This window comes from Marinovum sp. E3, from assembly GCF_055755275.1.
Genome location: NZ_CM146908.1, coordinates 463,494 through 487,178, shown reverse-complemented (window position 1 = coordinate 487,178; position 23,685 = coordinate 463,494). Strand labels below are relative to the sequence as shown.

Here is a 23,685-nt window from a genome sequence, read left to right as displayed (position 1 = left end):
TCAGAAGGCGTCTTCGAACTTTTTCGCCAGATCCTCGATGTTGTCCGGCGGCCAGTCCTCGACATCCATGCCAAGGTGCAGGCCCATGCCCGACAGCACTTCCTTGATCTCGTTCAGCGACTTGCGGCCAAAGTTCGGCGTGCGCAGCATCTCGGCTTCGGTCTTCTGGATGAGATCGCCAATATACACGATATTGTCGTTCTTCAGGCAGTTGGCCGAGCGCACCGAAAGCTCGAGCTCGTCGACCTTCTTGAGCAGCAGCGGGTTGAACTCGAGACCGTCGTCGTCGTCCTGACGGGTCGCCGATTCCGGCTCGTCGAAGTTGACGAAGATCGACAGCTGGTCTTGCAGGATGCGAGCGGCATAGGCCACGGCGTCCTCGGGGGTGACCGAGCCGTCGGTGTCGATTTTCAGCGTCAGCTTGTCATAATCGAGAACCTGGCCCTCACGGGTCGGTTGCACGTCATAGGACACCCGCTTGACCGGCGAATAGATCGCATCGATCGGGATCAGGCCGATGGGCGCATCCTCGGGCTTGTTCTTGTCAGCCGAGACATAGCCCTTGCCGGTGTTGACGGTCAGTTCCATGTAGACATCCGCGCCCTCGTCGAGGTGGCAGATCACGTGGTCTTTGTTCAGCACCTCGATGCCGGCACTGTCCGAGATGTCGCCGGCGGTGACGACGCCCGGACCCTTGGCATTGATCGAGAGGCGTTTGGGCCCTTCGACTTCCATGCGCAGCGCGACGCCCTTGAGGTTCAGAACGATATCCGTCACGTCTTCACGCACACCGGCCACCGACGAGAATTCGTGCAGCACGTTGTCGATCTGGACGGAGGTGATGGCGGCGCCTTGCAGCGACGACATCAGCACGCGGCGCAGCGCGTTGCCGAGGGTGAGACCGAAGCCGCGTTCCAGAGGCTCGGCCACGGCGGTGGCCTGACGCGCCGGATCGTTGCCGGGGCGGACCTCCAGCTGTGTCGGCTTGATCAGCTCGGCCCAATTCTTGTGGATCATGCGTCCCTCCATTCCTGCTCTTGCCCCATGTCCGGAAGGCAAAAGCGCCCGAGGTTAAAATGACGGAATGGGGCCGTGCGGATGCCCGGCCCCAAACTGGATTGTTGTAGATCAGACGCGGCGGCGCTTCGGCGGGCGGCAGCCGTTGTGTGCGATCGGGGTCACATCACGGATCGAGGTGATGTTGAAGCCGATGGCGGCCAGCGCGCGGAGCGCCGATTCACGGCCCGAACCGGGGCCCTGAACTTCGACTTCCAGCGTCTTCATGCCGTGGTCCTGTGCCTTCTTGCCTGCGTCTTCCGCAGCCATCTGGGCGGCATAGGGGGTCGATTTCCGCGAGCCCTTGAAGCCCATGGTGCCGGCCGACGACCATGCGATCGCATTGCCCTGCACGTCCGAGATCAGGATCTTGGTGTTGTTGAACGACGAGTTCACATGCGCCACGCCGGTGGCGATGTTCTTGGAGACCTTCTTCTTGCCTCCGCGACGGGTATCACGTGCCATGTTTCCAGACCTCCCTTACTTCTTCTTGCCAGCGATTGCTTTCGCCGGGCCCTTGCGCGTGCGCGCATTGGTGTGGGTCCGCTGACCGCGGACGGGGAGGTTGCGGCGGTGACGCAGGCCACGGTAGCAGCCCAGATCCATCAGACGCTTGATGTTCATCTGCACTTCACGGCGCAGGTCGCCTTCGACGGTGAAGTTGGCGTCGATGTGCTCGCGCACGGCCAGGACTTCCGCGTCGGACAGCTCGTTCACACGACGCGAGGGGTCGATGTTCACGGCTTCGCAGATTTGCTTGGCCGAGGTGTGGCCAATTCCGGTGATGTAAGTCAGGGCGATCGGGACCCGTTTGTGGGTCGGGATGTTAACGCCGGCGATACGTGCCAAGTGTCACTTTCCTTTTGTTGCGGTTCCGTAGTGCCAGAACCTTTTTTCACAACGTAAGCCCGAGGCATGGAGCACCCGGGCCGCAGCTGATTTCGAGGTGGTGGATTCCCTCGCGGGAATCGCTCGCGTGACGCGAGATAGGGCTAACTATGAGCCTGAGGGGGCATCGTCAAGCCCCTGTCAAGGGATTTCGGCAGAACCCGCAGGATGCCGCCGGAAGAGCGGCCTTTCCCGTCGGGCGCCGGGGCGAAAGGCCGGGCGTCGGCCCGGCCGCCTGGCCTTCTAACCGAGCTGGATTTCCAGCTCGTGGCGGACCTCGTCAGGCGTGCCCATGCCATCGATCGGGCGCAGCTTGCCCTTGGCGTAGTAATAGCCGATCAGCGGCGAGGTCTGCTTGTAATACCCCATCAGCCGGGTGCGCAGGCTGTCCTCGTTGTCATCGGCGCGCCGCTTCTGATCGGTCGAGCCGCAGTTGGCGCATTTGCCGCCTTCGGGCCAGGGCTTGGTCTGGTCGTTGTAGACCTCGCCACAGACGCCACAGGTCGAACGTGCGGTGATCCGCGCCACCAGCGCATCGTCATTCACCCGCATCTCGATCACCGCATGCAGCGATTTGCCGTGTTTGGCCAGCAGCGCATCCAGTGCGTCGGCTTGCGCCAAAGTCCGGGGGAAGCCATCGAAGATGAACCCGCAATTGGCATCCTTCTCCAGCTTTTCCTCGATCAGCCCGATCACGATCTCGTCGGTGACCAGCTCGCCGCGCGCCATCACCTCGGCCACGCGGTTGCCCATCTCGGTGCCGCTGTCCTTGGCCTCGCGCAGCATGTCGCCGGTCGACAGTTGGATCATCCGGCGCTCGTCTACCAACTTGCGTGCCTGCGTGCCTTTTCCTGCCCCCGGGGGCCCAAGAAGAATGATGTTCATGCGGGATTATCTCCGAACGGGGCTGCGTTTCTTGCGGGCCTTGCCCTTACCGCGCAGTTGCGATTTCTGGATCAGGCCTTCGTACTGATGGGCCAGAAGATGGCTCTGGGCCTGCTGGATGGTGTCCATGGTCACCGACACGACAATCAGAACCGAGGTGCCGCCGAAATAGAACGGAATGGCCAGCTGGCCGCGCAGGATTTCCGGCAGCAGCATCACCGCCACAAGATAGGCCGAGCCGAGAACCAACACCCGGTTCACCACGTATTCGAGGTATTCCGCCGTTTTCTTGCCGGGCCGGATGCCGGGCACAAAACCGTTCTGGTTTTTCAGGTTGTCGGCCACGTCATCGGGTTTGAACGAGACGTTGAAGGTGTAGAAATACGCGAAGAACACGATCATCAGCGTAAAGAACAGCAGGTAGAGCGGCTGTCCGGGGCCGAAATAGGCCAGGATCGTCGACATCAGCGGGCTGGTCTGGTTGCCGCTGAAGGTAGCGATCGTGGTCGGCAGCAGCAGCAGCGAGGAGGCAAAGATCGCCGGGATCACGCCGGCCGGGTTGACCTTGACCGGCAGATGGCTTTGCTGCGCCTCCGAGATCTTCATGCCCTGCTGGCGGCGGGGATACTGAATGGTGATCTTGCGCAGCGAGCGTTCCATGAAGACCACGAACATGATCACCGCGACCACCATGACCATCACGCCGACGATCACCGCCGGGCTGATCGCGCCGGAGCGGCCCGAGGCAAAGAACTGAGCCAGGGCGGCCGGAACCTCGGCAATGATGCCGACAAAGATGATCAGCGAGATACCGTTGCCGATGCCGCGCGCAGTGATCTGTTCGCCCAGCCACATCAGGAACATCGTGCCGCCAACCAGCGTGATGACGCAGGAGGCGATAAAGAAGCTCTGGTCGATGTCAGCCGAAACAAAATCGTTGGCATATAGCCCGACCGAGAGGCCATACGCCTGGAAGGTGGCGAGCACCACTGTGCCGTAGCGGGTCCACTGGTTGATTTTCTTGCGACCCTGCTCGCCCTCTTTCTTGAGTTGTTCGAGCGCCGGAACCATCGAAGACAGCAGCTGCACGATGATCGAGGCCGAGATATAGGGCATGATACCAAGGGCAAAGATGCCCATCCGCCCCAGCGCGCCACCAGTGAACATCGAGACCATGCCGCCGATGCCCTGCCCGGCCTGCTCCATGAAGTCACGCAACGCGGCGCCGTCGATCCCGGGAACCGGAATGAAAGTGCCCAGACGGTAGACGATCAGAAGACCGAGGGTGAAGAGGATGCGGTTGCGCAGGTCGGTGGCCTTGCCGAGCGCTGCCCAGCTGGTGTTGGCCGCCATCTGCTCTACTGCTGATACCATGGCTCGTTAATCTCGCTCTATGAAAACGCCGCCCAGAGCCGTTTTCCGGCGGGCGGCGTTTGGAAAACTGTAAGCTATGTAAGCGGCGAGAGCACCGCTCACAACCCGCTTATTCGGAAGCTTGCGCACCCGTGACCGTAAGAGAGCCGCCGGCCTTTTCCACCGCATCCACGGCCGCCTTGGAGGCGCCGGTCACGGTGATGGTGGCTTTCGAGGTCAATTCGCCCTTGGCCAGCACGCGGATACCGTCGAGTTTGCGGCGGACGACGCCCGAGGCGATCAGGGTCTCTTCGTCGATCTTGCCAGCGTCGAGCTTGCCGGCTTCGATGAATTTTTGGATCAGGCCAAGGTTGACGACAGCGAATGCCTTGCGGTTCGGCTTGTTGAAGCCACGCTTGGGCAGACGTTGATAGAGCGGCATCTGCCCGCCTTCGTAGCCTTTGATGGCTACACCCGAACGGGATTTCTGACCCTTGATACCGCGGCCTGCGGTTTTACCCATGCCCGAACCCGGGCCACGGCCAACGCGTTTCTTGCGTTTGTTTGCGCCTTCGTTGTCGCGCAGCTCATTGAGTTTCATGTCGCTTCTCCTTGCCGGATGCTGCCCCGAAGCGAGTTGGCAGACCACGGCGTTTCTTGATTGATGTGAGTCGCGGCCCGAGAGGCCACCGGGGGCGTATACCGATGGTCGCGCCCCGGCGCAAGGGCCGGGCGCGATCGCAGGTCATCGGCAGACGCCGGAAGCCTCAGGAATTGGGCCGGGTGTTGCGCAGGTATTCGGTCCAGCAGGGCACGGGCTCCTGCCGGATGGCGGTTGCGATGCGTTTCGCGAGAGTGGTGAGAAAGGTCATATCGGTGCTCCAGAAAGCGGTAGAGTGTTCGCGCTTGGCATAAACCCGCCCGCGCGCGACCGCTAACGCCAATTCGGAATGCCTGCGTTGCACAAAATGCATGCAGTTTGAAAAGTCCGCGGCGCAGGGCCGGCGACGGGTCACGTCCTTCGGGCATAACGGCCGGCGCAAAATAAAACGCGGGCCAATTCATTGGCCCGCGTGATGCGGCTGCGCCCCTGGCGCGCCAGCGGAATTCCGTGGGGGTCAGCGAACCTGCGCTGCCTCTTGCAGGGCGATGTCGCGGATCTGCGAGCGCGCGATGCCGATATCGTTCAGGTCACGGTCCGAGAGCACCGAAAGCTCATCGTAGGTCCGGTTGTAAACGGCGCGGCGAGCGCGGGCGGTCTTGAACGCCTCGGCAGCAGTGTGCACCAGGGCAGAGAAGCTGAAGCCGGAGACGGTATTGGACGAAGCATAAGCCATTTTCATAGTCCTTTCGTGGGTGGGGACGTTCCCCAGAAGATGCTGTTTCATTTCCTCCGTGGGCTTTATTTAGGCTTCTGCGGTGGCGCTAACAATCGACAGTTTGGTCGACCGGATATGCATTTTCTGCAATGCAGCATCGGTTGAAACTGTCCGGGCATGCCACAGACAGCCCGCGCCGGAGGGCATAGACCGGAGCGGGCGGGCTCAGTCGCCGAGCCCCCCTGCCCCGTTGCTGTCGCGCCCCAGGGCATGGTTGGCGGCGCGCCGGCAGTCGGGGCAGATCACATAGGTGACAAAGGTCGCCTGCGGCGGCGTCGCGATCATCAGATCACGCCAGCCGTCCGGGCCTTCCCAGCGCAGACATTGCGAACATTGCTGCCCCGGCGCGTCGGTCCCGGAGAGCTTCTGCCCCGCGACAGGGGTTTCGGCCAGCAGATGGTGGCGCACCTCGAGACCGCCTTCGGAATCCGGGGCGATGTCCATCCGGCACTCGCGCCTCAGGTTGGGCGCGTCGCAGCGATATGGCAAGGACAGCCCGCGCCCGGACTGCCGACACCAGAAGAACACCGCATTGAGATACGACCGGGTTTCGGCGCCATTGACGAAATCCCACAGCGAGCGGCCGACGATTCCCCTCCGCGCCACAAGAGCCCCGCCGAGCGTGCCTGCCTGGCTGTCCCAATCGGGCGAGACATCGATAATCTTGTTCGACGGATCGAGGAAAAACCACATGTTCGGATCCGGGCCGCAGTTTCTCGTCATTGTCCGGGCGACAGGCCGGCGGGAGCGCCAATTTTAGCAACCGCAGTCAAATTTCTCCACGTCGAATACCGGTCAGTAGGTGGCGGCCAGCAAACCGAAACGCCGCCGCCCTTTCGGGGCGACGGCGCGCGTGTCCAGTCGTGGGAGGCGGGCTTAGCCGCGCTCTTCGACGATTTCCACCAGATGCGAGATCTTGTTGATCATGCCGCGGACGGAAGGGGTGTCTTCCAGCTCGCGGGTCTTGTGCATCTTGTTGAGGCCGAGACCGATCAGCGTCTTGCGCTGAACTTCCGGGCGGCGGATCGGCGAGCCGATCTGCTTGACGACGATGGTTTTTGCCATGGGTCTCAGGCCTCCTCGGCGACTTGGGTCGATTCCGCCGGCGCGTCTTCACGCTTGGGCAGGATGTCGGCCACTTTCTTGCCGCGACGCTGAGCCACCATGCGGGGGCTGGCCTCGAGGGTCAGCGCGTTCAGCGTTGCGCGGATCATGTTGTAGGGGTTCTGCGAACCGGTCGACTTGGCAACCACGTCCTGCACGCCCAGCATCTCGAAGACGGCCCGCATCGGACCACCGGCGATGATACCGGTACCCTGCGGTGCGGTGCGCATGACGACCTTGCCGGCGCCGTGACGGCCTTCGATGTCGTGGTGCAGCGTGCGGCCTTCGCGCAGCGGCACGCGGATCATCTGGCGCTTGGCCTGTTCGGTGGCCTTGCGGATGGCCTCGGGGACCTCTTTCGCCTTGCCCTTGCCAAAGCCGACACGACCTTTCTGGTCACCGACGACGACAAGCGCGGCAAAGCCGAAGCGCTTACCACCCTTCACGGTCTTGGAGACCCGGTTGATCGCGACCAGACGGTCGGCGAATTCCGGTGCTTCGTCGCGGTCACGACGGCCGCCCCGGCCTCTGTTTTCACGTTCTGCCATGTGGCATTTCCTTTGTTTCTGGCGCGATTGCGCCGGGTCTTGCACGATCGAAGTGGCCCCGGTGCTGCCCGGGGCCCCCGATCATCGAGGGGCGCGTGCGCCGCGCCCCTGCACTTAGAACTTCAGGCCACCTTCGCGGGCGGCATCGGCCAGAGCCTTGATGCCACCGTGGAAGAGGAAACCACCGCGATCGAAGTAACATTCCTCGACACCGGCCGCCTTGGCGCGTTCTGCGATTGCAGCGCCCACCTTGGTTGCGGCTTCCACGTTGTTCTTGCCAACGATGCCCAGATCCTTTTCGAGCGAGGACGCCGCGGCCAGGGTACGGCCCTGCACGTCGTCGATCAGCTGGACCGAGATGTTCTTGTTCGAACGATGCACCGAAAGGCGCACGCGCCCGCGGTTCATCTTGCGAAGTTTGTTCCGGACGCGCAGACGGCGCTTGAGGAACAGTTGTCTTTTGCTGTTTGCCATTGTCCGCGTCCTTACTTCTTCTTGCCTTCCTTCTGGAAGATATACTCACCCTTGTAGCGGATGCCTTTGCCCTTGTAGGGCTCGGGCTTGCGCCAGTCACGGATGTTCGCCGCCACTTGGCCGACCTGCTGGATGTCATTGCCTTCGACAATGATCTCGGTCGGTTTCGGGACGGTGATCGTGATACCTTCCGGAACTTCGAAATCCACGTCGTGCGACAGGCCGAGGTTCAGTTTCAGGACCTTGCCCTGAAGCTGCGCCCGGTAACCGACGCCCTGGATTTCAAGCTCTTTCTTGAAGCTGCCGCTGACGCCGGTGACCATGTTGGCCACCACAGTGCGGCTCATGCCCCACTGCTGACGCGCCCGCTTGGACTTGCCGCGCGGCGCGACGGAGACGGCGCCGTCTTCGACGGTCAGCGTCACATCGTCGGTCGCGGTGAAGCTCTGAGCGCCTTTCGGGCCTTTGACTTCGATGGTCTGGCCGGAAATCGTCGCAGAGACGCCATCGGGCAGAGCGACAGGCTGTTTGCCGATACGAGACATTACACAGCCCTCCTTAGAATACGGTGCAAAGCACTTCGCCGCCAACGTTGGCAGAGCGAGCGTTTGCATCCGACATGACGCCTTTCGAGGTGGACACGATGGAAACGCCAAGACCCTGACGGACCGTGGGAATCTCGTCCACACCCAGATACACGCGACGGCCCGGAGTCGACACCCGCTTGAGTTCGCGGATGACGGAGGTGCCGTCGTAGTATTTCAGGCTGATTTCGAGAGCGGGGTGGCCGCGCTCGTCGGTGGTTTTCTCGTAGCCGCGGATATAGCCTTCGTCCGCGAGAACATCGAGCACCCAGGCACGCAGCTTCGAGGCCGGGGTCGACACGGTCGACTTGCCACGCAGCGATGCGTTGCGGATACGGGTGAGCATATCGCCGATAGGATCGTTCATCTATATACCCTCCCTTACCAGCTCGACTTGACCATGCCGGGAAGCAGGCCCTTGGAGCCCAGATCCCGCAGCGCGATACGGCTGATTTTCAGCTTGCGGTAGTACGCATGGGGACGACCGGTCAGCTGGCAGCGGTTGTGCAGACGGGTGGGCGAGCTGTTGCGCGGCAGTTTTGCCAGCTTCAGGCGCGCCTTGAAGCGCTCTTCCATCGGCTTCGACTCGTCGGTTGCGATTTCCTTGAGTTCGGCGCGCTTGGCGGCGTATTTCGCCACCAGCTTCTCGCGCTTCTTCTCGCGTTCGATCATTGCTTTTTTAGCCATGTCTTAATCCTCTTCCCGCGATTACGAGTTGAAGGGCATGTTGAATGCTTTCAACAGCGCCTTGGCTTCGTCGTCGTTTGTCGCGGTGGTGGCGATCACGATGTCCAGGCCCCAGGGCTCGTCCACCTTGTCGAAGTCGATCTCGGGGAACACGATGTGCTCCTTGATGCCCAGGGCATAGTTGCCACGGCCATCGAACGACTTGCCCGAAATGCCGCGGAAGTCGCGGATACGGGGCATTGCCACGTTGATCAGACGATCGAGGAAATCGTACATGCGGGCGCCGCGCAGGGTGACTTTCGCCCCCATCGGCATGCCTTCACGGACGCGGAAACCCGCGATCGAGTTCTTGGCGGTGGTGATGACCGCGTGTTGACCGGCAATCGCCGTCAGATCGGCCTGGGCCGACTTGGCTTTCTTGCTGTCTTTCACGGCGGCACGGCCACAGCCGATGTTCAGAACGATCTTGTCCACACGCGGGATCTGCATCTCGTTCTTGTAGCCGAATTCTTCTTTCAGAGCGCCACGGATGGTGTCCTGATAAAGCGTGCGCAGGCGCGGGGTATAGGTTGCAGCATCAAGCATCGATCACGTCCCCCGTGGTCTTGGCAAAACGGACCTTCTTGTCACCTTCCATGCGGAAGCCGACGCGGGTGGCCTTGCCGTTGGCATCAAGCAGCGCCAGGTTCGACAGCTGGATCGGCATCGCTTTCGGGATGCGGCCACCTTGGCTGGACTGGGTCTGACGGGTGGCGCGGATCGAGATGTTGACACCGTCCACGATGGCCTTGCCGGACTTGGGGTCAACCGAGGAGATGGTGCCCTCTTTGCCCTTGTCCTTGCCGGCAAGCACGACGACCTTGTCGCCTTTGCGGAGTTTGGCAGCCATTACAGCACCTCCGGAGCGAGCGAGATGATTTTCATGAAGTTCTTGGCACGCAGCTCACGCACAACCGGCCCGAAGATACGGGTGCCGACGGGCTCGCCGGCGTTGTTGAGGATCACGGCTGCGTTGCGATCGAAGCGGATCGCGGTGCCGTCTTCACGGCGAACTTCCTTGGCGGTGCGCACGACGACGGCCTTGCGGACGTCACCTTTCTTCACGCGACCGCGCGGGATGGCTTCCTTCACCGAGACGACAATGATGTCGCCGACGGAGGCGTATTTACGCTTGGAACCACCCAGAACCTTGATGCACTGCACCCGGCGCGCGCCGGAGTTGTCAGCGACATCCAGATTGGTCTGCATCTGGATCATGGGGTTTCTCCTGACCTTTGGGGGGCTATGCTGGCCTGTTCCCCAGGGTTTCGATCAAACCAAAAGGTTCGAGAGGCTTACGCCTCCAGAACCTCCCAGCGTTTCGTCTTCGATTTCGGCGCGCATTCGATGATGCGGACAGTGTCACCGACCTTGAAGGCGTTCTTTTCATCGTGAGCCCGATACTTCTTGGACTTACGGATGGTTTTCTTGAGAACCGGGTGCTTGAAGCGGCGTTCAACCGACACGGTTACAGTCTGTTCGTTGGCGTCGCTGGTCACGGTGCCGGAAAGGATACGTTTGGGCATGTCTCAGGCTCCTTATTCAGCGGCCGCAGCGGCTTTTTCGTTCAGCACGGTTTTCACACGCGCCACGTCACGCTTCACAGCGCGCATGCGGGCGGTGTTTTCCATCGAGCCGGTGGCCTGCTGGAAGCGCAGGTTGAACGATTCTTTTTTCAGGTTGGCCAGATCTTCGCGAAGCTGATCCGGCGTCTTGTCACGCAGTTCCTTGGCGTTCATCGCCTTTTTCCTTTCTCAACATCAACGGAGGGCCCCCAAGAAGGGTCACCCTAGGTCCGCTGGAGTGCATGGATGAGCGCGCCGTATAGGTCAGCTTCGCCGGGTTGGCAACCCTTTTCGGCCCATGCCGGCAAGGCCGCGGCGGGATGCGGCACATGCTGGGCCCGGCTTTTGCCAAACGTTCGGGGCAAGGCGGCGGAAACGCGGCATTATTCGAAAAATCGCATTCGGTCTAGTCTGGGTGGCGCCGCTGTGATTCGGCCCAAGACCAAGGAGTACGAAGTTGAACGCAAGAAAGACGATCCTGATGACCGCCCTGACGCTCTGCGCCGGGCTTCCTGTTGCCGCCGCCGAGACGCTGCGCGGCGAGATCTGGGCCTATGTCCATCCCGATGACGGCTATGCCGAGGCGCTCGACAGCGTGCGGGTGGCGGATCAGCGGGTGCGGCTGGCCAATATCGACAACGTCCAGATGTCGGACCGCGACGCCAGGCGTGCCCTGCGGGCCATCGACAACAGCATCGGCGGCAAGCCGGCGGTGTGCCGGATCACCCATATCGACGGCAAGGGTCGGCTCAACGGCACGTGCAAGATCGGTCAGTGGGATGTCGGCGACATTCTGGTCAAGGCCGGCTACGCCTTTCACAGATAGCCCGTGCAGACATGCGAAACGCCCGGACCGGCCGGGCGCTTCGTGGATTGGAGCGCCGGGGTCTCAGACCGCGCGCGACAGCACGCTGGCCGGCCGCGCCTTGGCCAGCGCTGCGGTCAGCATGCCCGCAATCGCCGCTTTCAGCATGTCGCCGGGAATGAAGGCGGTGACCAGCGCGGTGGCTTCCAGCAGCGACTTTTCCAACATGATCGACATGCCGACGATGCCGAAGCCATAAAGCGCCACGATGCCGCCGATCACCGAGGCCACGCCGGCGACCAGCGTCAGCGGCGCGCCGCGCCAGTGCTCGACGATCCAGCCGGTCACGTAGGCCGCCACCGGCCAGCCGATCAGGAAGCCCACCGATGGCGAGGCAAAGACGCCAAGCCCGCCACGGCCGCCCGACAGGAGCGGCAGGCCGATTGCCACCAGCAGCAGGAAAAGCAGCACTGACAGCGCGCCGCGCCGCGCGCCCAGCACGGTTCCCGCCAGCATCACGCCCAGGGTCTGCGCGGTGATCGGCACGCCGAAGCCCAGCTGAATCTTGGGGATCAGCCCCAGCACCGCGATCAGCGCCGCAAAGAGCGCAATCATGACGACGTTTCGTTCCATTTCTCAGTCCTCCTTGGAAACAAGCCCCCCGCGCGCCCTGAGCGCGTCGGAGATGTGATCGGCGTCGTCCAGCGCCAGAAGCGTGAACGGCAGAATAATACGCCAGTTGGCGCGGCGGGGCGAGCGCGCGCGCCAGGCGTCGGACAGCGCGCGGCCCTTGGTCAGCAGCACCGGCGTCATGCGAATGACAAGCGCGATGGCGATCTCGAGCGGCCGCGTGCTGAGGCCCAGCGCCCGGAGCGGTGTGCAGAGCCAGTGCACCACGGCGATCATGTCGGACAGCCGGGTGGTCATCGTCACCAGATTGGCCAGCGCCACCGCCGAGACCAGCCGCAGAAGGATCACCGCCCCCTGCCCCGCGCTGCCGTCGATCAGGTGATAGAGCGCCACCACCAGCACGAAGGGCCAGAGCATCCAGAGCTGGCGCAGCCCGTTGCGCAGGAACACCCGCCCCGGTGCCGCATAAAGCGCCAGCACCCCGGCCAGGATCACCAGATGCGCCGTCAGGTTTTCGATGAAGAACAGCCCCAGCGTCGCGCCGCAAAGCGCGGCCAGCTTGGCCCCGGCGGGCCAGTCGTGGGCGCGGGTTCTAACCGGCGAGGTCAGCGATATCATCGGCCTCTCCCAGTTCGGTCATCCGCGCCACATAGTCCGCGATCACCCTGTCGCGCGCGCCCAGCGCCGCGACCTGCCCGCGCTCCAGCCAGAGCGCCTGGTCATATCCCGCCAGGTCGGCCGGATCGTGGCTGATGTGGATCAGGTTGCCGGTATAATGGCTGAGATACCGCGAGAGCTGGGCCCGGGTGGGAATGTCGAGCCCGGCAAAGGGCTCGTCGAGGATCAGCAGCCGGGGCGCCATCGCGGTGACCGCCATCAGGCAGACAAGATGTTTCTGCCCGTGACTCAGCGTGTTGATATAAGCCGCTTCCCAGTGGCTCTTGCCAAAGCGCGCCAGCACCGCGCGCGCCGCCGCCTCGGCGGCGGCTTTCTTGCGTCCTTGCTGGGCCAGTCCGAAGGCCAGTTCCTCGAGCACGGTGGGAAAGATGATCTGGTGGTCGGGGTTCTGGAACAGGATGCCGACCTCGCCCAGCGCCGCCTTGCGGTCGCGCGCCACATCGGTGCCGTTGATCCGCACCCGGCCCTCCTGCGGCGCGACCAGCCCGGCCAGAAGCCGCGCCAGCGTCGACTTGCCGGAGCCGTTGCGGCCGACCACGGCCAGCCGGGTGACGGCGAGATCGAGCGTCAGGGCGTCGAGCACAACTTTTTCGCCATGGGCAAAGCGCGCGGCCTCGAGGTGCAGCCGGCTTGCCTGCCGGACCGGGGCCGCCGGTGTCCGGCCGATCTGTGTCATGTCCTGGGCGATCACTCTGCGATCCCGGCTGATAACGCGTTGCGTGTGCATTTCAGATGCGGCAGCGTTTTGCAACCGCGACGGTGGTCAGAGGATCGGCCCGATGGTGGCGGCCATATTGTTCCAGATCCGCCGCAAGTACGGCCATTGCAGCACCTCGTCGAGCGTCACCGGCCGCGAACGGGGCAGATAGCTCTGCTGGCGGGCATGGATTTGACGGGTGATCGCGCGGTCCTGCAACAGGATGTTGTTTTCATAATTCAGGTCGAAGCTGCGCAGGTCGAGGTTGGACGAGCCGATCAGGCTGACGCAGCCGTCGATCGTCAGGGTCTTGGCGTGCAACAGCCCATCGCAATATTCGAAGATCTCGCAGCCGGCATCGAGCAGCCGGTGGTAGTAGCTGCGGCTGGCAGCGGCGACAAACCAGCTGTCGTTGCGGCGCGGAAAGATCAGCACCACCCGCACCCCGCGCAGCGCGGCAGCCAACAGCGCCTCAAGCACTGTGGTGTCGGGCACGAAATAGGGTGTCGTCAGCACGATCTGTTCGCGGGCACAGCCGAGCAGACCGGAAAACAGCTGCGGCGTGGCACCGTGGCGCTCGGTCGGGCCGTCGCCGATCACCTGCGCGGCAAAGCCGTCGTCGTGACGCTCGGCCACCAGTTGCAGCTCGTCCAGCACCTCGCCGGTGGCCTGCATCCAGTCCGAGGCAAAAAGCAACTGGTTCTGATCGACCACCGGCCCGGTCAGCCGCAGCATGATGTCGACCCAGGGCGCAAAACGCGCCTTGATGCGAAATTCGGGGTCGGCGGTGTTCTGGCTGCCGCAATAGGTGATACGCCCGTCGATCACCGAGATCTTGCGGTGATTGCGCAGGTCGATGCGGCTGGTGGCCAGGGTGCGCAGCACGTTGCTGAAGGGAAAGGCGATGGCCAACTCGACGCCGGCTTCCTTCATCTCCTGCCAGAGCGGCCCCTTGATCATCAGCCGCGCGCCCAGCCCGTCGGCAATCGCCCGGCAGGTCACCCCGCGCCGCGCTGCCCGCATCAGCGCCCGGCCAATGGCACGGCCGGTGTAATCTTCGAGCCAGATGTAGGACATCACATGCACGGTGTCGGTGGCGGCATCGATATCGGCGATCAACCGGTCGAGATAATCGCTGCTGTCGGCCATGAGCGCGGCGCGGTTGCCCGGCACCGGGTAAAATCCGTTGATGCTGGCGGCATAGGCAAAGGCTGGCTGATAGTCGCGTTCGATCAACTGCGCCACGCCGTCCGGCATGCCCATGAAGCGGGCGGCACGGGTGCGGATCAGGGCAAAGATTTCGCGGTGGCGCTTGCGCGCGCGGTGCCCGAGATCGACCTCGCCAAAGAGAAAATAGGCCGCCGAGCCGGCCAGCGGCAGCAGGATCAGCGCGATGAACCAGGCCAGCCGCGCCGGCGGCGTCAGGTCGTCGCGCACCAGGATGCGGATGGTAAAGGACAGGACGATCAGCCCGTGCAGGACCAGCAGAGTGTTCAGGATCATTCCGGCTTCTCCGGCGCAACGTCGATCACCACCGGCAAGTGGTCCGAGGCGCGGGCCGCCAGATCCGAGCGGTGCACGAACGACCCCTCATGGCGCAGCGCACCGCTGAGGATGAACCGGTCGAGATGCGCCACCGGCACCCGGCTGTGAAAGCTGGGACCGGGTTCGATCACGGTGCCCAGGTTCTCGACATGGTCGCTGCCGCGGCGCCATTCGTTGAAATCGCCGCCGATGACAACCGGATGATCGGCCTGCGCCAGATAGGCCTGCAACACCGCGAGTTGCCGGCGCCGCATCGCCGCGTTGAGCCCGAGGTGCACGCCGATCACCTCGATCCGCGGATCGGCCAGCGTGACCGAGACCGCGCCCCGCGGTTCGGCCGAGGGCAGATCGATGCGCCGGGTTTCGGCAATCGGAAAGCTCCGGCGCACCAGGATCACGTTGCCGTGCCAGCCGTGGCTGTGCGGCCGGATCGCCACTTCGGCCAGCGCATAGCCCATCTCGCAGCAGAGAATGTCGCGCGGCAGCACGCCCTCGCGCCGGCGCACCCGCTTGTCGGCCTCCTGCAAGAGGATCACATCGGCATCGATCTCGGCCAGCACCGCCACGATCCGTTCGGGATCGCGGCGCCAGTCAAGGCCCACGGCCTTGCGAATGTTGTAGCTGACGATGCGCACCTGTCCCGGCCCCGTTTCGCTGCGATTTGCCTGTGCATAACGCACCCGGTCAAGCCGCGCCACCACTTGGGAAATCTCCCCCTTGCCCCGCGTCTGCGCCTTGGTACTAATGCCTGCGAGACGGGACCAACGCGAAAGGCGCAGGCATGGCATATCTCGGCTTCGATCTCGGAACTTCCGGGGTGCGCGACGGCCTCGAGGCGCGGCAACAGACCGGGGCGCAGATCGACCGGCTGATCGCCGTCGGCGGCGGCATCCGCGCGGTGCAATAACCGCGTCCCGGACCCGATCCGGGACCTCCCCCTCCGCCGCAGGAGGCCCCGGATCGGGCCCGGGGCGCGGGCATGCGGCGGCGGGCAACTTCCCGACAAACACAGGACACCGGTCATGGACATTCGCGCGATCTTGATGGGGCTGGCCTTTGCCGCCATGTGGTCTTCGGCCTTCACCTCGGCGCGGATCATCGTCGAATATGCCCCGCCGATGGGCTCGCTGGCGCTGCGCTTCCTGCTGTCGGGCATGATCGGCATCGCCCTCGCGCTGGCCATGGGTCAGAGCTTTCGCCTGACCCGGGCGCAATGGCGCGCCACGCTGGTCTTTGGCGTCTGCCAGAACGCCATCTACCTCGGGCTGAATTTCATCGCCATGCAGACCATCGAAGCCTCGCTGGCCTCGATCATCGCCTCGACCATGCCGCTGATGGTGGCGCTGGCCGGCTGGCTGGTGTTCCGCGAACGGCTGCCACGGCTGGCGGTGGCCGGGCTGGTGGCGGGCTTTGGCGGGGTGACGCTGATCATGGGCGCGCGGCTGGGCGCCGGCGTCGATCTCAACGGTCTCTCGCTCTGCATCATCGCCGCCGTGGCGCTGACCGTGGCGACGCTCTCGGTGCGCGGCGCCTCGTCGGGCGGCAATGTGATGATGATCGTCGGCTTGCAGATGCTTGTGGGCGCGGCGCTTCTGGCGGTGGCCTCGGCGGCGCTGGAATGGCCGTTCGAGGTGCAGGTGACCCGGCCGCTGGTGCTGGCCTTTCTCTATACCACGCTGGTGCCCGGCCTGGCCGCCACCTTTGTGTGGTTCACGCTGGTCAACCGGATCGGCGCTGTCAAGGCCTCGACCTTCCACTTCCTCAACCCGTTCTTTGGCGTCGCCGTCGCGGCGCTGCTGCTGGGCGAAAAGCTTGGGCCGCTCGACATGATCGGCGTGGCCATTGTCGGCGGCGGCATCCTCGCGGTGCAACTGGCCCGTCAGGGCGGGCCGAAGCCGGTCCCCAAGACCCCGCGCAGCGTGGTCTGAGGCCCCTTCCGCCCAGGCGGGGCCGGATCACCCGGCGCCTGTCTCAGGCCTGAGCCACGCGGGGGGATTTCAGCGGTTCGGCCGCCTGGATCGCCTGTACCATCTTCTGCAACAGCGTGGCGCGCAGACGGGTGCTGCCGGGATCGGTCCAGAGGTTGTTGACCTCGCCGGGATCGGTTTCGAGATCGAAGATCTCGCCGTGTTCTTCGGTGCGATAGACCGAGATCTTGAACCGCGCGCCGATGTAGCTGGTGACATGCGGCGCCAGCGGATTGTGCCGGTTCTCGCAGAGCGCGTGATCGCGCGGCGGCGGCGCCTTGCCCTGCCAGTGTTCCAGCTGCGACAGACCCTGCATCGGCGGGGCCGCAACGCCGGCCGCGTCGAGCATCGTCGGCGCCAGGTCGAGCAGCGTCTGGATCGAACTGTTCACGGCGCCGGCCCGCACCTTTCCGGGCCAACGCACCGCGAAGGGAATGCGCAGCATGTCCTCGTAGTGGAACGGCCCCTTGGCCACCAGACCGTGCTGGCCGAGGAAATGGCCGTGGTCGGTGGTAAAGACGATCAGCGTGTTCTCTGTCAGCCCCAGCGCGTCCAGCCGGTCGAGGATCTTGCCGATCTCGCGGTCCATGAAGCTCATCATGCCGTAATAGACCGCCATGTCCTTCTTCAGCGCGGCGCGCGAATAGAGATGGCTGGCGCAGCCATGCGCCTCGTGCGGCTGGTGCCAATCAGCGAAATCGGGCGCGGCCTGCTGGGTCTTGGCGAAATGTGGCGCGTTCAACGCGTGTTCGCCGGGGGTGACGGCGCCGGGCTCCATGTCCTCGGGGTCGTACATCGAGGCCCAGGGTTCGGGCACGGTATAAGGCGGATGCGGGTCGGGAAAGCTGGTCCAGAGGAAGAAGGGTTCGCCGCGGTCCGCCGCATCGTCGATGAAGGCCCGCGACCGCTCGCCGATCCAAGGGGTGTAATGCTTGTCCTCGGGCAGCGCCCAGCTTCGGGTTTCACGCGCCCAATAGGGCGCGCCCTCGGCCATCTTCGGGGCAAGCGGCGCCTCTTCGCCCGGCAGCGGCTGAAAATAGTCGCGCCAGTTGGCCAGGCCCCGGTCCTCCATCCAGGCGGCGTAATGCTGGCCGACATGCGCCTCGTCCGCGTGGTTGCGCACCAGCTCGATATGGTCGAAGCCGTAATATGGCCCGTTGAAGCCGCGCCAGAACTCCAGATCGCGCAGGATCGGCTGTTTCTCCAGGCTGTCGCCGGCCAGCGGCTGGAAATGCGCCTTGCCGATCAGCCCGGTCGTGTAGCCCGCGCGGCTCAGCAGCCCCGGCAGGGTCGGCGTCGCTTCGTCGAGCTTGCAGCCAATGGTCCAGGCGCCGTGCTGCGAAGGGTAGAGCCCGGTCAGGATAGAGGCGCGCGAGGGGGTGCAGGTGGGCGCCGGGCAATAGGCCCGGTCGAACCGCGTGCCCCCGGCACAGAGCCGGTCGATATTCGGTGTCTTCAGCCCCGGCGTGACACAGCCCAGGGCGCTGTAATGCTGCTGGTCGGTGGTGATCAGAAGGATATTGGGGCGCTCGGTCATGGGTCAGCCTTTTACCGCGCCTGCCAGGCCATTGATGAAATAGCGCTGCAACAGGATGAACAGGAGAACAACGGGAATGATCGAAATCGTCGCCGCCGCCGCCATGCCGGTCCAGTCGATGGTCTGTTCGCCCTTGAAGGCATAGATACCGACCGAGAGCGTGCGGATGGCGGGATTGGCCAGGGTGATGACCAGCGGCAGCAGAAAGTCGTTCCAGGCGTTGAGCACCTGCATGATCACCACGGTCACCCCCATCGGTTTGGCCAGCGGCAACATCACGTACCAGAAGATCTGCCACTGGCTGACGCCTTCGACCCGGGCGGCCTCTTCCAGCTCTTTCGGCAGCTGGCTGAAATAGCCGGCAAAGAGCACCACGAAGATCACGATGGCGTTGCCCGAGGTCGCCAGCGTCAGCCCGAGCAGGCTGGTCGAAAGGCCCATGGCCGAGAGCAGCTCGAACACCGGGATGATGGTGAAACCCTGCGGAACGAAGACGGTCGAGACGGTGGCGACGAACAACAGGGTGCGGCCGGGAAACTCGAACCGGCCGAGAATATAACCCATCAGCGAGGTGGCGAAGGTCACCAGCACCACCGAACCCACGGTGACAAACAGGGTGTTGAAGAAATACCGCCCCATGTTGGCCTCGGTCCAGGCGCGGGCATAGTTCTCCCAGGCCCAGCTCTCGGGGATCAGCCCGGGATTGCCGAAGATCTCGGTGTTGGATTTCAGCGAGGTCGCCAGCATCCAGACAAAGGGATAGATCCAGATCAGGCAGAGCACGGTCATCGCCAGCGAGATCAGCGCGATGCGGCTTGTGGGCTGGTGATCGCCAAAGATCAGACGTTTCATGCCACGCCCTCCGCCCGGCGCCGCGCCATCCGGGTGGCCAGCGATTGCAAGATGGTCAGCCCGAGGATCATCAGGCCAAAGAGCACCCCGGCGGCAGCGGCATAGCCCAGCCGCGGAATGGTGCCGTCGTCGCTGGCAAAGGCGGTGCGGTAGATGAAGATCTCCATCACCTCCGAGCCGAAGAACGGCCCGCCATTGGTCATCGACATGATCAACGGAAAGACATTGAGCGCCGAGACCATGGTGATCAGGGTGATCGCCATCGCAAAGGGCATGATGATCGGCAGCACCACCAGCACCACCAGCCGCAGCCCCTTGCAATTGTCGAGCCGCGCGGCGTCATAGACATCCTCGGGCACGGTCTGGAGCGCGGCCAGCCAATAGATCAGCGTGATGCCCAGCCATTTCCAGACATAGACCCCGATCACCGAGGGCATGACGGTATCCGACGAGCCGAGGAAATCGATCGGCCGCGCGATCAGCCCGATGTCAAGCAGCAGCCCGTTGATCGGCCCGTTGAAGGGCGAGAGCAGAAAGGTCCAGACAATGCCGATCACCGCCACCGGCGTGACTACCGGCAGGAACACCATGGTGCGGAACAGGTTCGACAGCTTGAGCAGCTGGTTGTTGAGCACCATCGCCAGCATCAGCGAGAGCACCAGCTGCGCCGGCACGGTGCCAGCCAGGAAGTAGATCGACCGGCCGAAGGCATTCCAGAAGATCGGATCGCGAAACAGATCGACGAAATTCTGAAAGCCGACGAATTTGATATCGGCGTTGAACCCCGACCAATCCTGCATCGCATAAAAGACGGCGGCGAAGATCGGGTAAAAGACGAACATCCCCGACAGGATCATCCCGGGCAGGAGCATCAGATAGGCGAACCGGTGTCGGTGAAGGGTGTGAAGCAGGCGCATGTCAGGGCTGGGTCCAGGCATAAAGGAGGGGGCCGCCAGATCGGCAGCGGCCCCCGGGGAGAGAACGGAAAGGTCTCAGTAATCGGCGGCGGCGAAATCGACGTCCGGATCCCAGTTCGGGAACACCAGATCGGCGCGGTCGACCTGCGCGCCCTCGGTACGGGCCTTGTCGAAGGCGGCATCGAGCGCGGCGTTGTAGCGATCCTTCAGCGCTTTCATCTCCTTGGCGACACCGGTCATCTCGCCTGAGACCAGCCCCTGTACGGTGCGGGCAAAGCCGATGTCGGGGGCGGTGAAAGAGCTGATGACCTTGGCCAGATCGGCATTGCGCACGATCGGATTGGGGCCGACGCGGATCGCCTCGTTGAAGTGGTTGAGGATGAAACGCGACCGGGGCGAGAACTCGGCCCGTTCGATCGCTTCGGGCATGATCGGCGGATCGCCGGCCCCCACGACGGTGCCCCACGCCACCTGCCCTTCAAGTGTGCCAAGGTAGTGGAAGATCTCGCCGGCAATGGCGCCGTTGTCGGACCCGGCCCAGAGGCTGATGGTATTGGGCACCGCGCCGGCCTGGCTGATCGTCAGCTTGCCGGTAGGGCCCTGGTCGGGCACCGGGCCGGAGGCGACACCGAAATCGAACTCCGGGTGCCCGGCCTCCCATCCGGGGATGTTCCACGGGCCTTGCAGGATCATGCCGGCCGCGCCCTGCGGCACATAGGCCCGCGCCTGCGGCGCGTTGAGATTCATCAGGCCGGGAAAGAAGCTGCCATCGTCGTTCATCGCGATCAGCAGCTCGACGGCGGCGATATATTCATCGCTGTCAAACACATAGTCGCCGGTGCGCAGATCGATATCGGCGTCGAGCGGGCTGTCGCCGCCGGCGCTGGCGCCAGCCATCCGGCCCATGTTGCGCACCGCGTCCTGCCACCGGTTGAGCTGCGAGCCGCCGAGGATGAAGCCGAAGTAGCGGCCCTTGCCGGCCTCGGTGATCTTGCGCGCCGCCTCGCGGAATTCGCTCTGGGTCAGCGGCGTTTCGGCCGGGTCAAAGCCCGCGGCCTCCATGTAGCCCTTGTTGTAGAGCAGATGGGTCGAATAGCGCTTGTTCGAGGTGAAGGGAAGGCCATAGGTCTTGCCGTCAAAGACGTTGATGCCGGGCAGGAAGGCACCTGTGGGGAAGCTGGCCTTCCAGGTTTCGATGTCGGGAATGAAATCGTCGTAGGGCTGCAACCAGCCCTGCGCCACCGCATCGGCAAGCGAGGTGTTGCGGGGCAGAACAAAGACATCCGGCGCTGTCTCGTTGCGCACGCCCAGCGGGATCACCCGGGCGATCTCGTTCCAGGGCAGCGGGTCATAGACGATATTCACGTCGCGGGCGGCGGCATACTCGGCGAACAGCTTCTTGAAGAACACCGCCTTCTGGTCGCCGCTGTCGATCCAGCGAAATGTGGCGCCGCTCGTGACGTCATTGATCGGGGCGGGCACGGTCTGGGCGCCCGCGCCACTGGCCAGAAGCGCGGCACCGGCGGTTGATCCGAGAATGAAGTTGCGGCGGCTCAGCCCCTGCGAAATGGTCATGATAGGTCTCCTCCCTGTCACGGGGGCCCCGTGGCGGGCCCGTCAGTGCAGCGAGCCTAGCTTGACAGCAAACTGTAAAAAAGCTGATATCTTTTTAACCTCGATCAGATTTTGTTATCAATGTGCTCAGCAACACCCACCTTCTGCAACGGTTCCTTGGCGTGGTCGATTGCGGCACCCTGCATGCCGCGGCCGAAGCCATCGGCGTCACCCAGCCGGCCCTGACCCGCAGCCTCAAGCTGCTCGAAGAGAGTGTCGGCGAGGCGCTGTTCGAACGGCGCGGACGCGGGCTCACCCTGACGCCCTTGGGGGTGCTGCTGGCCGAACAGGCCCGCCACCTGCTACGCGAACAGCAATTGGCCGAAGCCGAGCTGCTGGCCTTTCGCAAGGGGGAGCATGGCAACCTTCGGGTTGGCGCCGCCTCGATCTGGATGATGGAGCTCTTGCCCAAGGTCATCGCCCGGATGCACGAAAGCTATCCCCTGCTCCAGGTCACGCTGTCCTCGATGAACTATGCCGAAGGCGCCGCCGGGTTGCAGGATGGCACGCTGGATGCCTTTTTCGGCGGTTTCCAGATCATGGAGCCCCTGCCCTCCTACCTGATACGCCGGCCGCTCTTTGTCGCCCGTCTGGTGGTGATCGCCCGGGCCGGCCATCCGATCTTTGACCTACCCACCGCCGACGCGGCGGCGCTGGCGCGCTATCGCTGGCTGTCGTTTCAGAGCGACGTCGCCTATCTCGACAACATCCGAGAGGTGGTGCGCGAGGCCTGCGGCCAGCCGCTGCATGTGACCGCGCAATGCGATTCCATGTCGACCACGCTCGAGCTGTTGCGGCAGGGCGATTACCTGGCCTTCCTGCCCAGCAGCTTTCTGACCCGGGCGGGCGGCAAGGGCCTCGACGTCGTCACCACCGAGTTGCCGGACGTGCAATTCAACTCCGGCCCGATCTTCCGCCGCTTTTTGCAACAGAACGCCGCCTTCACCCTGCTGCTCGACACCGCCGTGCGAGAGGTCGCCGAGGCGCGGCTGCCGGTACCCGGGAGCTTGCCGTCAAAAGGCGGCGGCAGGGCAGGACAGAAAATGGATTGATGCGCCATAAATCTGAAAGAGCGAAATTTGATCAACTCGGATACTAAAAAATCTTCCCCACACAAAACGAAATACCACTCAAACCCTTAAAATAATTAAGTTACCCTTCTCCAATTTCGTCTCGCTTTGAGAACTGAAACGTCACGCATTTCTCGAAACATCGAAAAATACTCGTCGCGCCCGCCTCACCTGAAGGTTTCTTCCAGCATCACCGCGCCACGACCCAGGACAGAACTCAAAGATCCGCAAAAACCCGAAAAATTCGGCACGAAACCCTCAAGAAAACGCGAAAAGCCCATCTCATATTGGATGTGACGCACGTCACGCTGCGTCACCCGTAGCGGTTGACGGATGTAAAGAATCGCAGCAAAGTTGTGAAGTAGATAGGTGCATTCAACCCTTAAGTGCATATGGCAGAGAGTGGTTTCTTTCTGCTGGAGGTTTGACCTTCGGCTTTCGCCGGGTGGGTTTCATTGCTGCCAACCTGGCGGAATGGAATGCTCCGATCCTGAAACAAATTTTCCGTCGGGCCAAATAAAACGGCCCGACGGTCTGAATTAACGCGCGCCCTCCGGTGCGTGTCCGAGTGTACTGTTGATAAGTTCCCCGGGGGATTCCCTTGGGGGTTTTCAGGAAGCCACATTAGCAAAGAGGACCCATCATGGCGAAACGCGATGTAACGGTGGAGCCGGGTGACCCGCTCCGTATCACAAATTCCGACAGGGATTTCGGCACGGTGACGATCAAATCGGGCGGCCAGGTGTTCGTCGAGACTTCAGCCCAGGTCACCATCGACAAACTGGTCAAGGAATAACGCCCCGCGGGAGGA

General features: G+C 63.4%; 33 protein-coding genes. 5 read left to right on the top strand and 28 right to left on the bottom strand.

Annotated elements, in window-relative coordinates; genetic code table 11:
• The 19 genes from AC0J5K_RS02380 to rpmC form a co-directional block, all read right to left on the bottom strand.
• Nucleotides 1–1,017 carry a DNA-directed RNA polymerase subunit alpha gene (locus AC0J5K_RS02380; RefSeq protein ID WP_048529616.1) on the bottom strand — a complete coding sequence of 339 codons (1,017 nt, stop codon included), beginning with the start codon at nt 1,015–1,017 and terminating at the stop codon, nt 1–3.
• A 111-nt stretch (nt 1,018–1,128) separates the two neighbouring features.
• Complete coding sequence (gene rpsK / locus AC0J5K_RS02375; protein WP_048529615.1) at nt 1,129–1,521, bottom strand: 30S ribosomal protein S11; 393 nt, start codon at nt 1,519–1,521, stop codon at nt 1,129–1,131.
• Nucleotides 1,522–1,536: 15 nt separating this feature from the next.
• Nucleotides 1,537–1,905: a 30S ribosomal protein S13 gene (gene rpsM, locus AC0J5K_RS02370; RefSeq protein WP_048529614.1), complete on the bottom strand. Its 369-nt coding sequence runs from the start codon at nt 1,903–1,905 to the stop codon at nt 1,537–1,539.
• A gap of 282 nt (nt 1,906–2,187) precedes the next feature.
• Nucleotides 2,188–2,829 (bottom strand): adenylate kinase, encoded by a 642-nt coding sequence (locus AC0J5K_RS02365; RefSeq protein ID WP_074834230.1) that lies wholly within the window; start codon nt 2,827–2,829, stop codon nt 2,188–2,190.
• A gap of 6 nt (nt 2,830–2,835) precedes the next feature.
• Nucleotides 2,836–4,203: a preprotein translocase subunit SecY gene (gene secY / locus AC0J5K_RS02360; RefSeq protein ID WP_074834228.1), complete on the bottom strand. Its 1,368-nt coding sequence runs from the start codon at nt 4,201–4,203 to the stop codon at nt 2,836–2,838.
• Between the two features lie 109 nt (nt 4,204–4,312).
• Entirely contained in the window at nt 4,313–4,783 is a 471-nt protein-coding gene (rplO, locus tag AC0J5K_RS02355; RefSeq protein WP_048529603.1) for a 50S ribosomal protein L15, read from the bottom strand.
• A 517-nt stretch (nt 4,784–5,300) separates the two neighbouring features.
• On the bottom strand, nt 5,301–5,519 hold the full coding sequence (locus tag AC0J5K_RS02350) for a DUF1127 domain-containing protein (RefSeq protein ID WP_074834223.1): 219 nt from the start codon (nt 5,517–5,519) through the stop codon (nt 5,301–5,303).
• A gap of 207 nt (nt 5,520–5,726) precedes the next feature.
• On the bottom strand, nt 5,727–6,254 hold the full coding sequence (locus tag AC0J5K_RS02345) for a hypothetical protein (protein ID WP_274566198.1): 528 nt from the start codon (nt 6,252–6,254) through the stop codon (nt 5,727–5,729).
• 183 nt (nt 6,255–6,437) lie between these two features.
• Complete coding sequence (gene rpmD / locus AC0J5K_RS02340) at nt 6,438–6,626, bottom strand: 50S ribosomal protein L30 (protein ID WP_048529596.1); 189 nt, start codon at nt 6,624–6,626, stop codon at nt 6,438–6,440.
• 5 nt (nt 6,627–6,631) lie between these two features.
• Nucleotides 6,632–7,213, bottom strand: coding sequence for a 30S ribosomal protein S5 (gene rpsE / locus AC0J5K_RS02335; protein WP_048529594.1), 582 nt, complete (start codon nt 7,211–7,213; stop codon nt 6,632–6,634).
• A 114-nt stretch (nt 7,214–7,327) separates the two neighbouring features.
• On the bottom strand, nt 7,328–7,687 hold the full coding sequence (gene rplR, locus AC0J5K_RS02330) for a 50S ribosomal protein L18 (protein ID WP_048529592.1): 360 nt from the start codon (nt 7,685–7,687) through the stop codon (nt 7,328–7,330).
• Between the two features lie 11 nt (nt 7,688–7,698).
• Entirely contained in the window at nt 7,699–8,232 is a 534-nt protein-coding gene (gene rplF / locus AC0J5K_RS02325) for a 50S ribosomal protein L6 (RefSeq protein ID WP_048529590.1), read from the bottom strand.
• Nucleotides 8,233–8,245: 13 nt separating this feature from the next.
• Complete coding sequence (rpsH, locus tag AC0J5K_RS02320) at nt 8,246–8,638, bottom strand: 30S ribosomal protein S8 (RefSeq protein ID WP_048529588.1); 393 nt, start codon at nt 8,636–8,638, stop codon at nt 8,246–8,248.
• A gap of 14 nt (nt 8,639–8,652) precedes the next feature.
• Nucleotides 8,653–8,958: a 30S ribosomal protein S14 gene (gene rpsN / locus AC0J5K_RS02315; protein ID WP_048529586.1), complete on the bottom strand. Its 306-nt coding sequence runs from the start codon at nt 8,956–8,958 to the stop codon at nt 8,653–8,655.
• Nucleotides 8,959–8,979: 21 nt separating this feature from the next.
• Nucleotides 8,980–9,543, bottom strand: coding sequence for a 50S ribosomal protein L5 (gene rplE, locus AC0J5K_RS02310; protein WP_048529584.1), 564 nt, complete (start codon nt 9,541–9,543; stop codon nt 8,980–8,982).
• A complete protein-coding gene (rplX, locus tag AC0J5K_RS02305) occupies nt 9,536–9,847 on the bottom strand; it encodes a 50S ribosomal protein L24 (RefSeq protein ID WP_048529582.1) in 312 nt (103 codons plus the stop codon). Before rplX ends, rplE begins: the two co-directional genes overlap by 8 nt.
• On the bottom strand, nt 9,847–10,215 hold the full coding sequence (gene rplN / locus AC0J5K_RS02300; protein WP_007427594.1) for a 50S ribosomal protein L14: 369 nt from the start codon (nt 10,213–10,215) through the stop codon (nt 9,847–9,849). Before rplN ends, rplX begins: the two co-directional genes overlap by 1 nt.
• A gap of 77 nt (nt 10,216–10,292) precedes the next feature.
• Complete coding sequence (rpsQ, locus tag AC0J5K_RS02295) at nt 10,293–10,523, bottom strand: 30S ribosomal protein S17 (protein ID WP_048529579.1); 231 nt, start codon at nt 10,521–10,523, stop codon at nt 10,293–10,295.
• 12 nt (nt 10,524–10,535) lie between these two features.
• The gene (rpmC, locus tag AC0J5K_RS02290) at nt 10,536–10,736 is read right to left on the bottom strand and encodes a 50S ribosomal protein L29 (protein ID WP_048529577.1); all 201 of its coding nucleotides are present in this window, start codon (nt 10,734–10,736) and stop codon (nt 10,536–10,538) included.
• A 283-nt stretch (nt 10,737–11,019) separates the two neighbouring features.
• On the opposite strand from rpmC, the gene AC0J5K_RS02285 reads away from it, so the two are divergent.
• Nucleotides 11,020–11,388 carry a thermonuclease family protein gene (locus AC0J5K_RS02285; protein ID WP_139211143.1) on the top strand — a complete coding sequence of 123 codons (369 nt, stop codon included), beginning with the start codon at nt 11,020–11,022 and terminating at the stop codon, nt 11,386–11,388.
• A 63-nt stretch (nt 11,389–11,451) separates the two neighbouring features.
• On the opposite strand, the gene AC0J5K_RS02280 is transcribed toward AC0J5K_RS02285, so the two are convergent.
• From AC0J5K_RS02280 to AC0J5K_RS02260, 5 genes are all read right to left on the bottom strand, one after another.
• Complete coding sequence (locus AC0J5K_RS02280; protein WP_048529574.1) at nt 11,452–12,000, bottom strand: biotin transporter BioY; 549 nt, start codon at nt 11,998–12,000, stop codon at nt 11,452–11,454.
• Nucleotides 12,001–12,003: 3 nt separating this feature from the next.
• Nucleotides 12,004–12,615 (bottom strand): energy-coupling factor transporter transmembrane component T family protein, encoded by a 612-nt coding sequence (locus AC0J5K_RS02275; protein ID WP_048529572.1) that lies wholly within the window; start codon nt 12,613–12,615, stop codon nt 12,004–12,006.
• Nucleotides 12,590–13,351, bottom strand: coding sequence for an energy-coupling factor ABC transporter ATP-binding protein (locus AC0J5K_RS02270; protein ID WP_420398646.1), 762 nt, complete (start codon nt 13,349–13,351; stop codon nt 12,590–12,592). Before AC0J5K_RS02270 ends, AC0J5K_RS02275 begins: the two co-directional genes overlap by 26 nt.
• Before the next feature lie 87 nt (nt 13,352–13,438).
• Entirely contained in the window at nt 13,439–14,875 is a 1,437-nt protein-coding gene (gene cls / locus AC0J5K_RS02265) for a cardiolipin synthase (RefSeq protein ID WP_048529570.1), read from the bottom strand.
• Nucleotides 14,872–15,618 (bottom strand): endonuclease/exonuclease/phosphatase family protein, encoded by a 747-nt coding sequence (locus AC0J5K_RS02260; RefSeq protein WP_274566200.1) that lies wholly within the window; start codon nt 15,616–15,618, stop codon nt 14,872–14,874. The genes cls and AC0J5K_RS02260 overlap by 4 nt, the downstream gene beginning before the upstream one ends.
• Before the next feature lie 80 nt (nt 15,619–15,698).
• Here AC0J5K_RS02260 and AC0J5K_RS02255 point away from each other — a divergent pair, with 80 nt between their 5' ends.
• Together AC0J5K_RS02255 and AC0J5K_RS02250 are read left to right on the top strand one after the other, a co-directional pair.
• Entirely contained in the window at nt 15,699–15,824 is a 126-nt protein-coding gene (locus AC0J5K_RS02255) for a hypothetical protein (RefSeq protein ID WP_274566201.1), read from the top strand.
• 115 nt (nt 15,825–15,939) lie between these two features.
• Nucleotides 15,940–16,845, top strand: a complete 906-nt coding sequence (locus tag AC0J5K_RS02250; RefSeq protein ID WP_074834210.1) for a DMT family transporter — start codon at nt 15,940–15,942, stop codon at nt 16,843–16,845.
• Between the two features lie 43 nt (nt 16,846–16,888).
• Here the strand turns inward: AC0J5K_RS02250 and AC0J5K_RS02245 are convergent, their stop codons facing one another.
• The 4 genes from AC0J5K_RS02245 to AC0J5K_RS02230 form a co-directional block, all read right to left on the bottom strand.
• On the bottom strand, nt 16,889–18,421 hold the full coding sequence (locus tag AC0J5K_RS02245) for a sulfatase family protein (RefSeq protein ID WP_274566202.1): 1,533 nt from the start codon (nt 18,419–18,421) through the stop codon (nt 16,889–16,891).
• Nucleotides 18,422–18,424: 3 nt separating this feature from the next.
• Complete coding sequence (locus AC0J5K_RS02240) at nt 18,425–19,273, bottom strand: carbohydrate ABC transporter permease (RefSeq protein ID WP_274566203.1); 849 nt, start codon at nt 19,271–19,273, stop codon at nt 18,425–18,427.
• A complete protein-coding gene (locus tag AC0J5K_RS02235; RefSeq protein WP_274566204.1) occupies nt 19,270–20,190 on the bottom strand; it encodes a carbohydrate ABC transporter permease in 921 nt (306 codons plus the stop codon). Before AC0J5K_RS02235 ends, AC0J5K_RS02240 begins: the two co-directional genes overlap by 4 nt.
• Nucleotides 20,191–20,265: 75 nt before the next feature.
• Nucleotides 20,266–21,765, bottom strand: a complete 1,500-nt coding sequence (locus AC0J5K_RS02230) for an ABC transporter substrate-binding protein (protein ID WP_274566205.1) — start codon at nt 21,763–21,765, stop codon at nt 20,266–20,268.
• 122 nt (nt 21,766–21,887) lie between these two features.
• On the opposite strand from AC0J5K_RS02230, the gene AC0J5K_RS02225 reads away from it, so the two are divergent.
• Both AC0J5K_RS02225 and AC0J5K_RS02220 read left to right on the top strand, forming a co-directional pair.
• Nucleotides 21,888–22,856 carry a LysR family transcriptional regulator gene (locus AC0J5K_RS02225; protein ID WP_274566206.1) on the top strand — a complete coding sequence of 323 codons (969 nt, stop codon included), beginning with the start codon at nt 21,888–21,890 and terminating at the stop codon, nt 22,854–22,856.
• Between the two features lie 661 nt (nt 22,857–23,517).
• Nucleotides 23,518–23,670 (top strand): hypothetical protein, encoded by a 153-nt coding sequence (locus AC0J5K_RS02220; RefSeq protein WP_158499003.1) that lies wholly within the window; start codon nt 23,518–23,520, stop codon nt 23,668–23,670.
• The last annotated feature ends 15 nt before the right edge of the window (nt 23,671–23,685 follow it).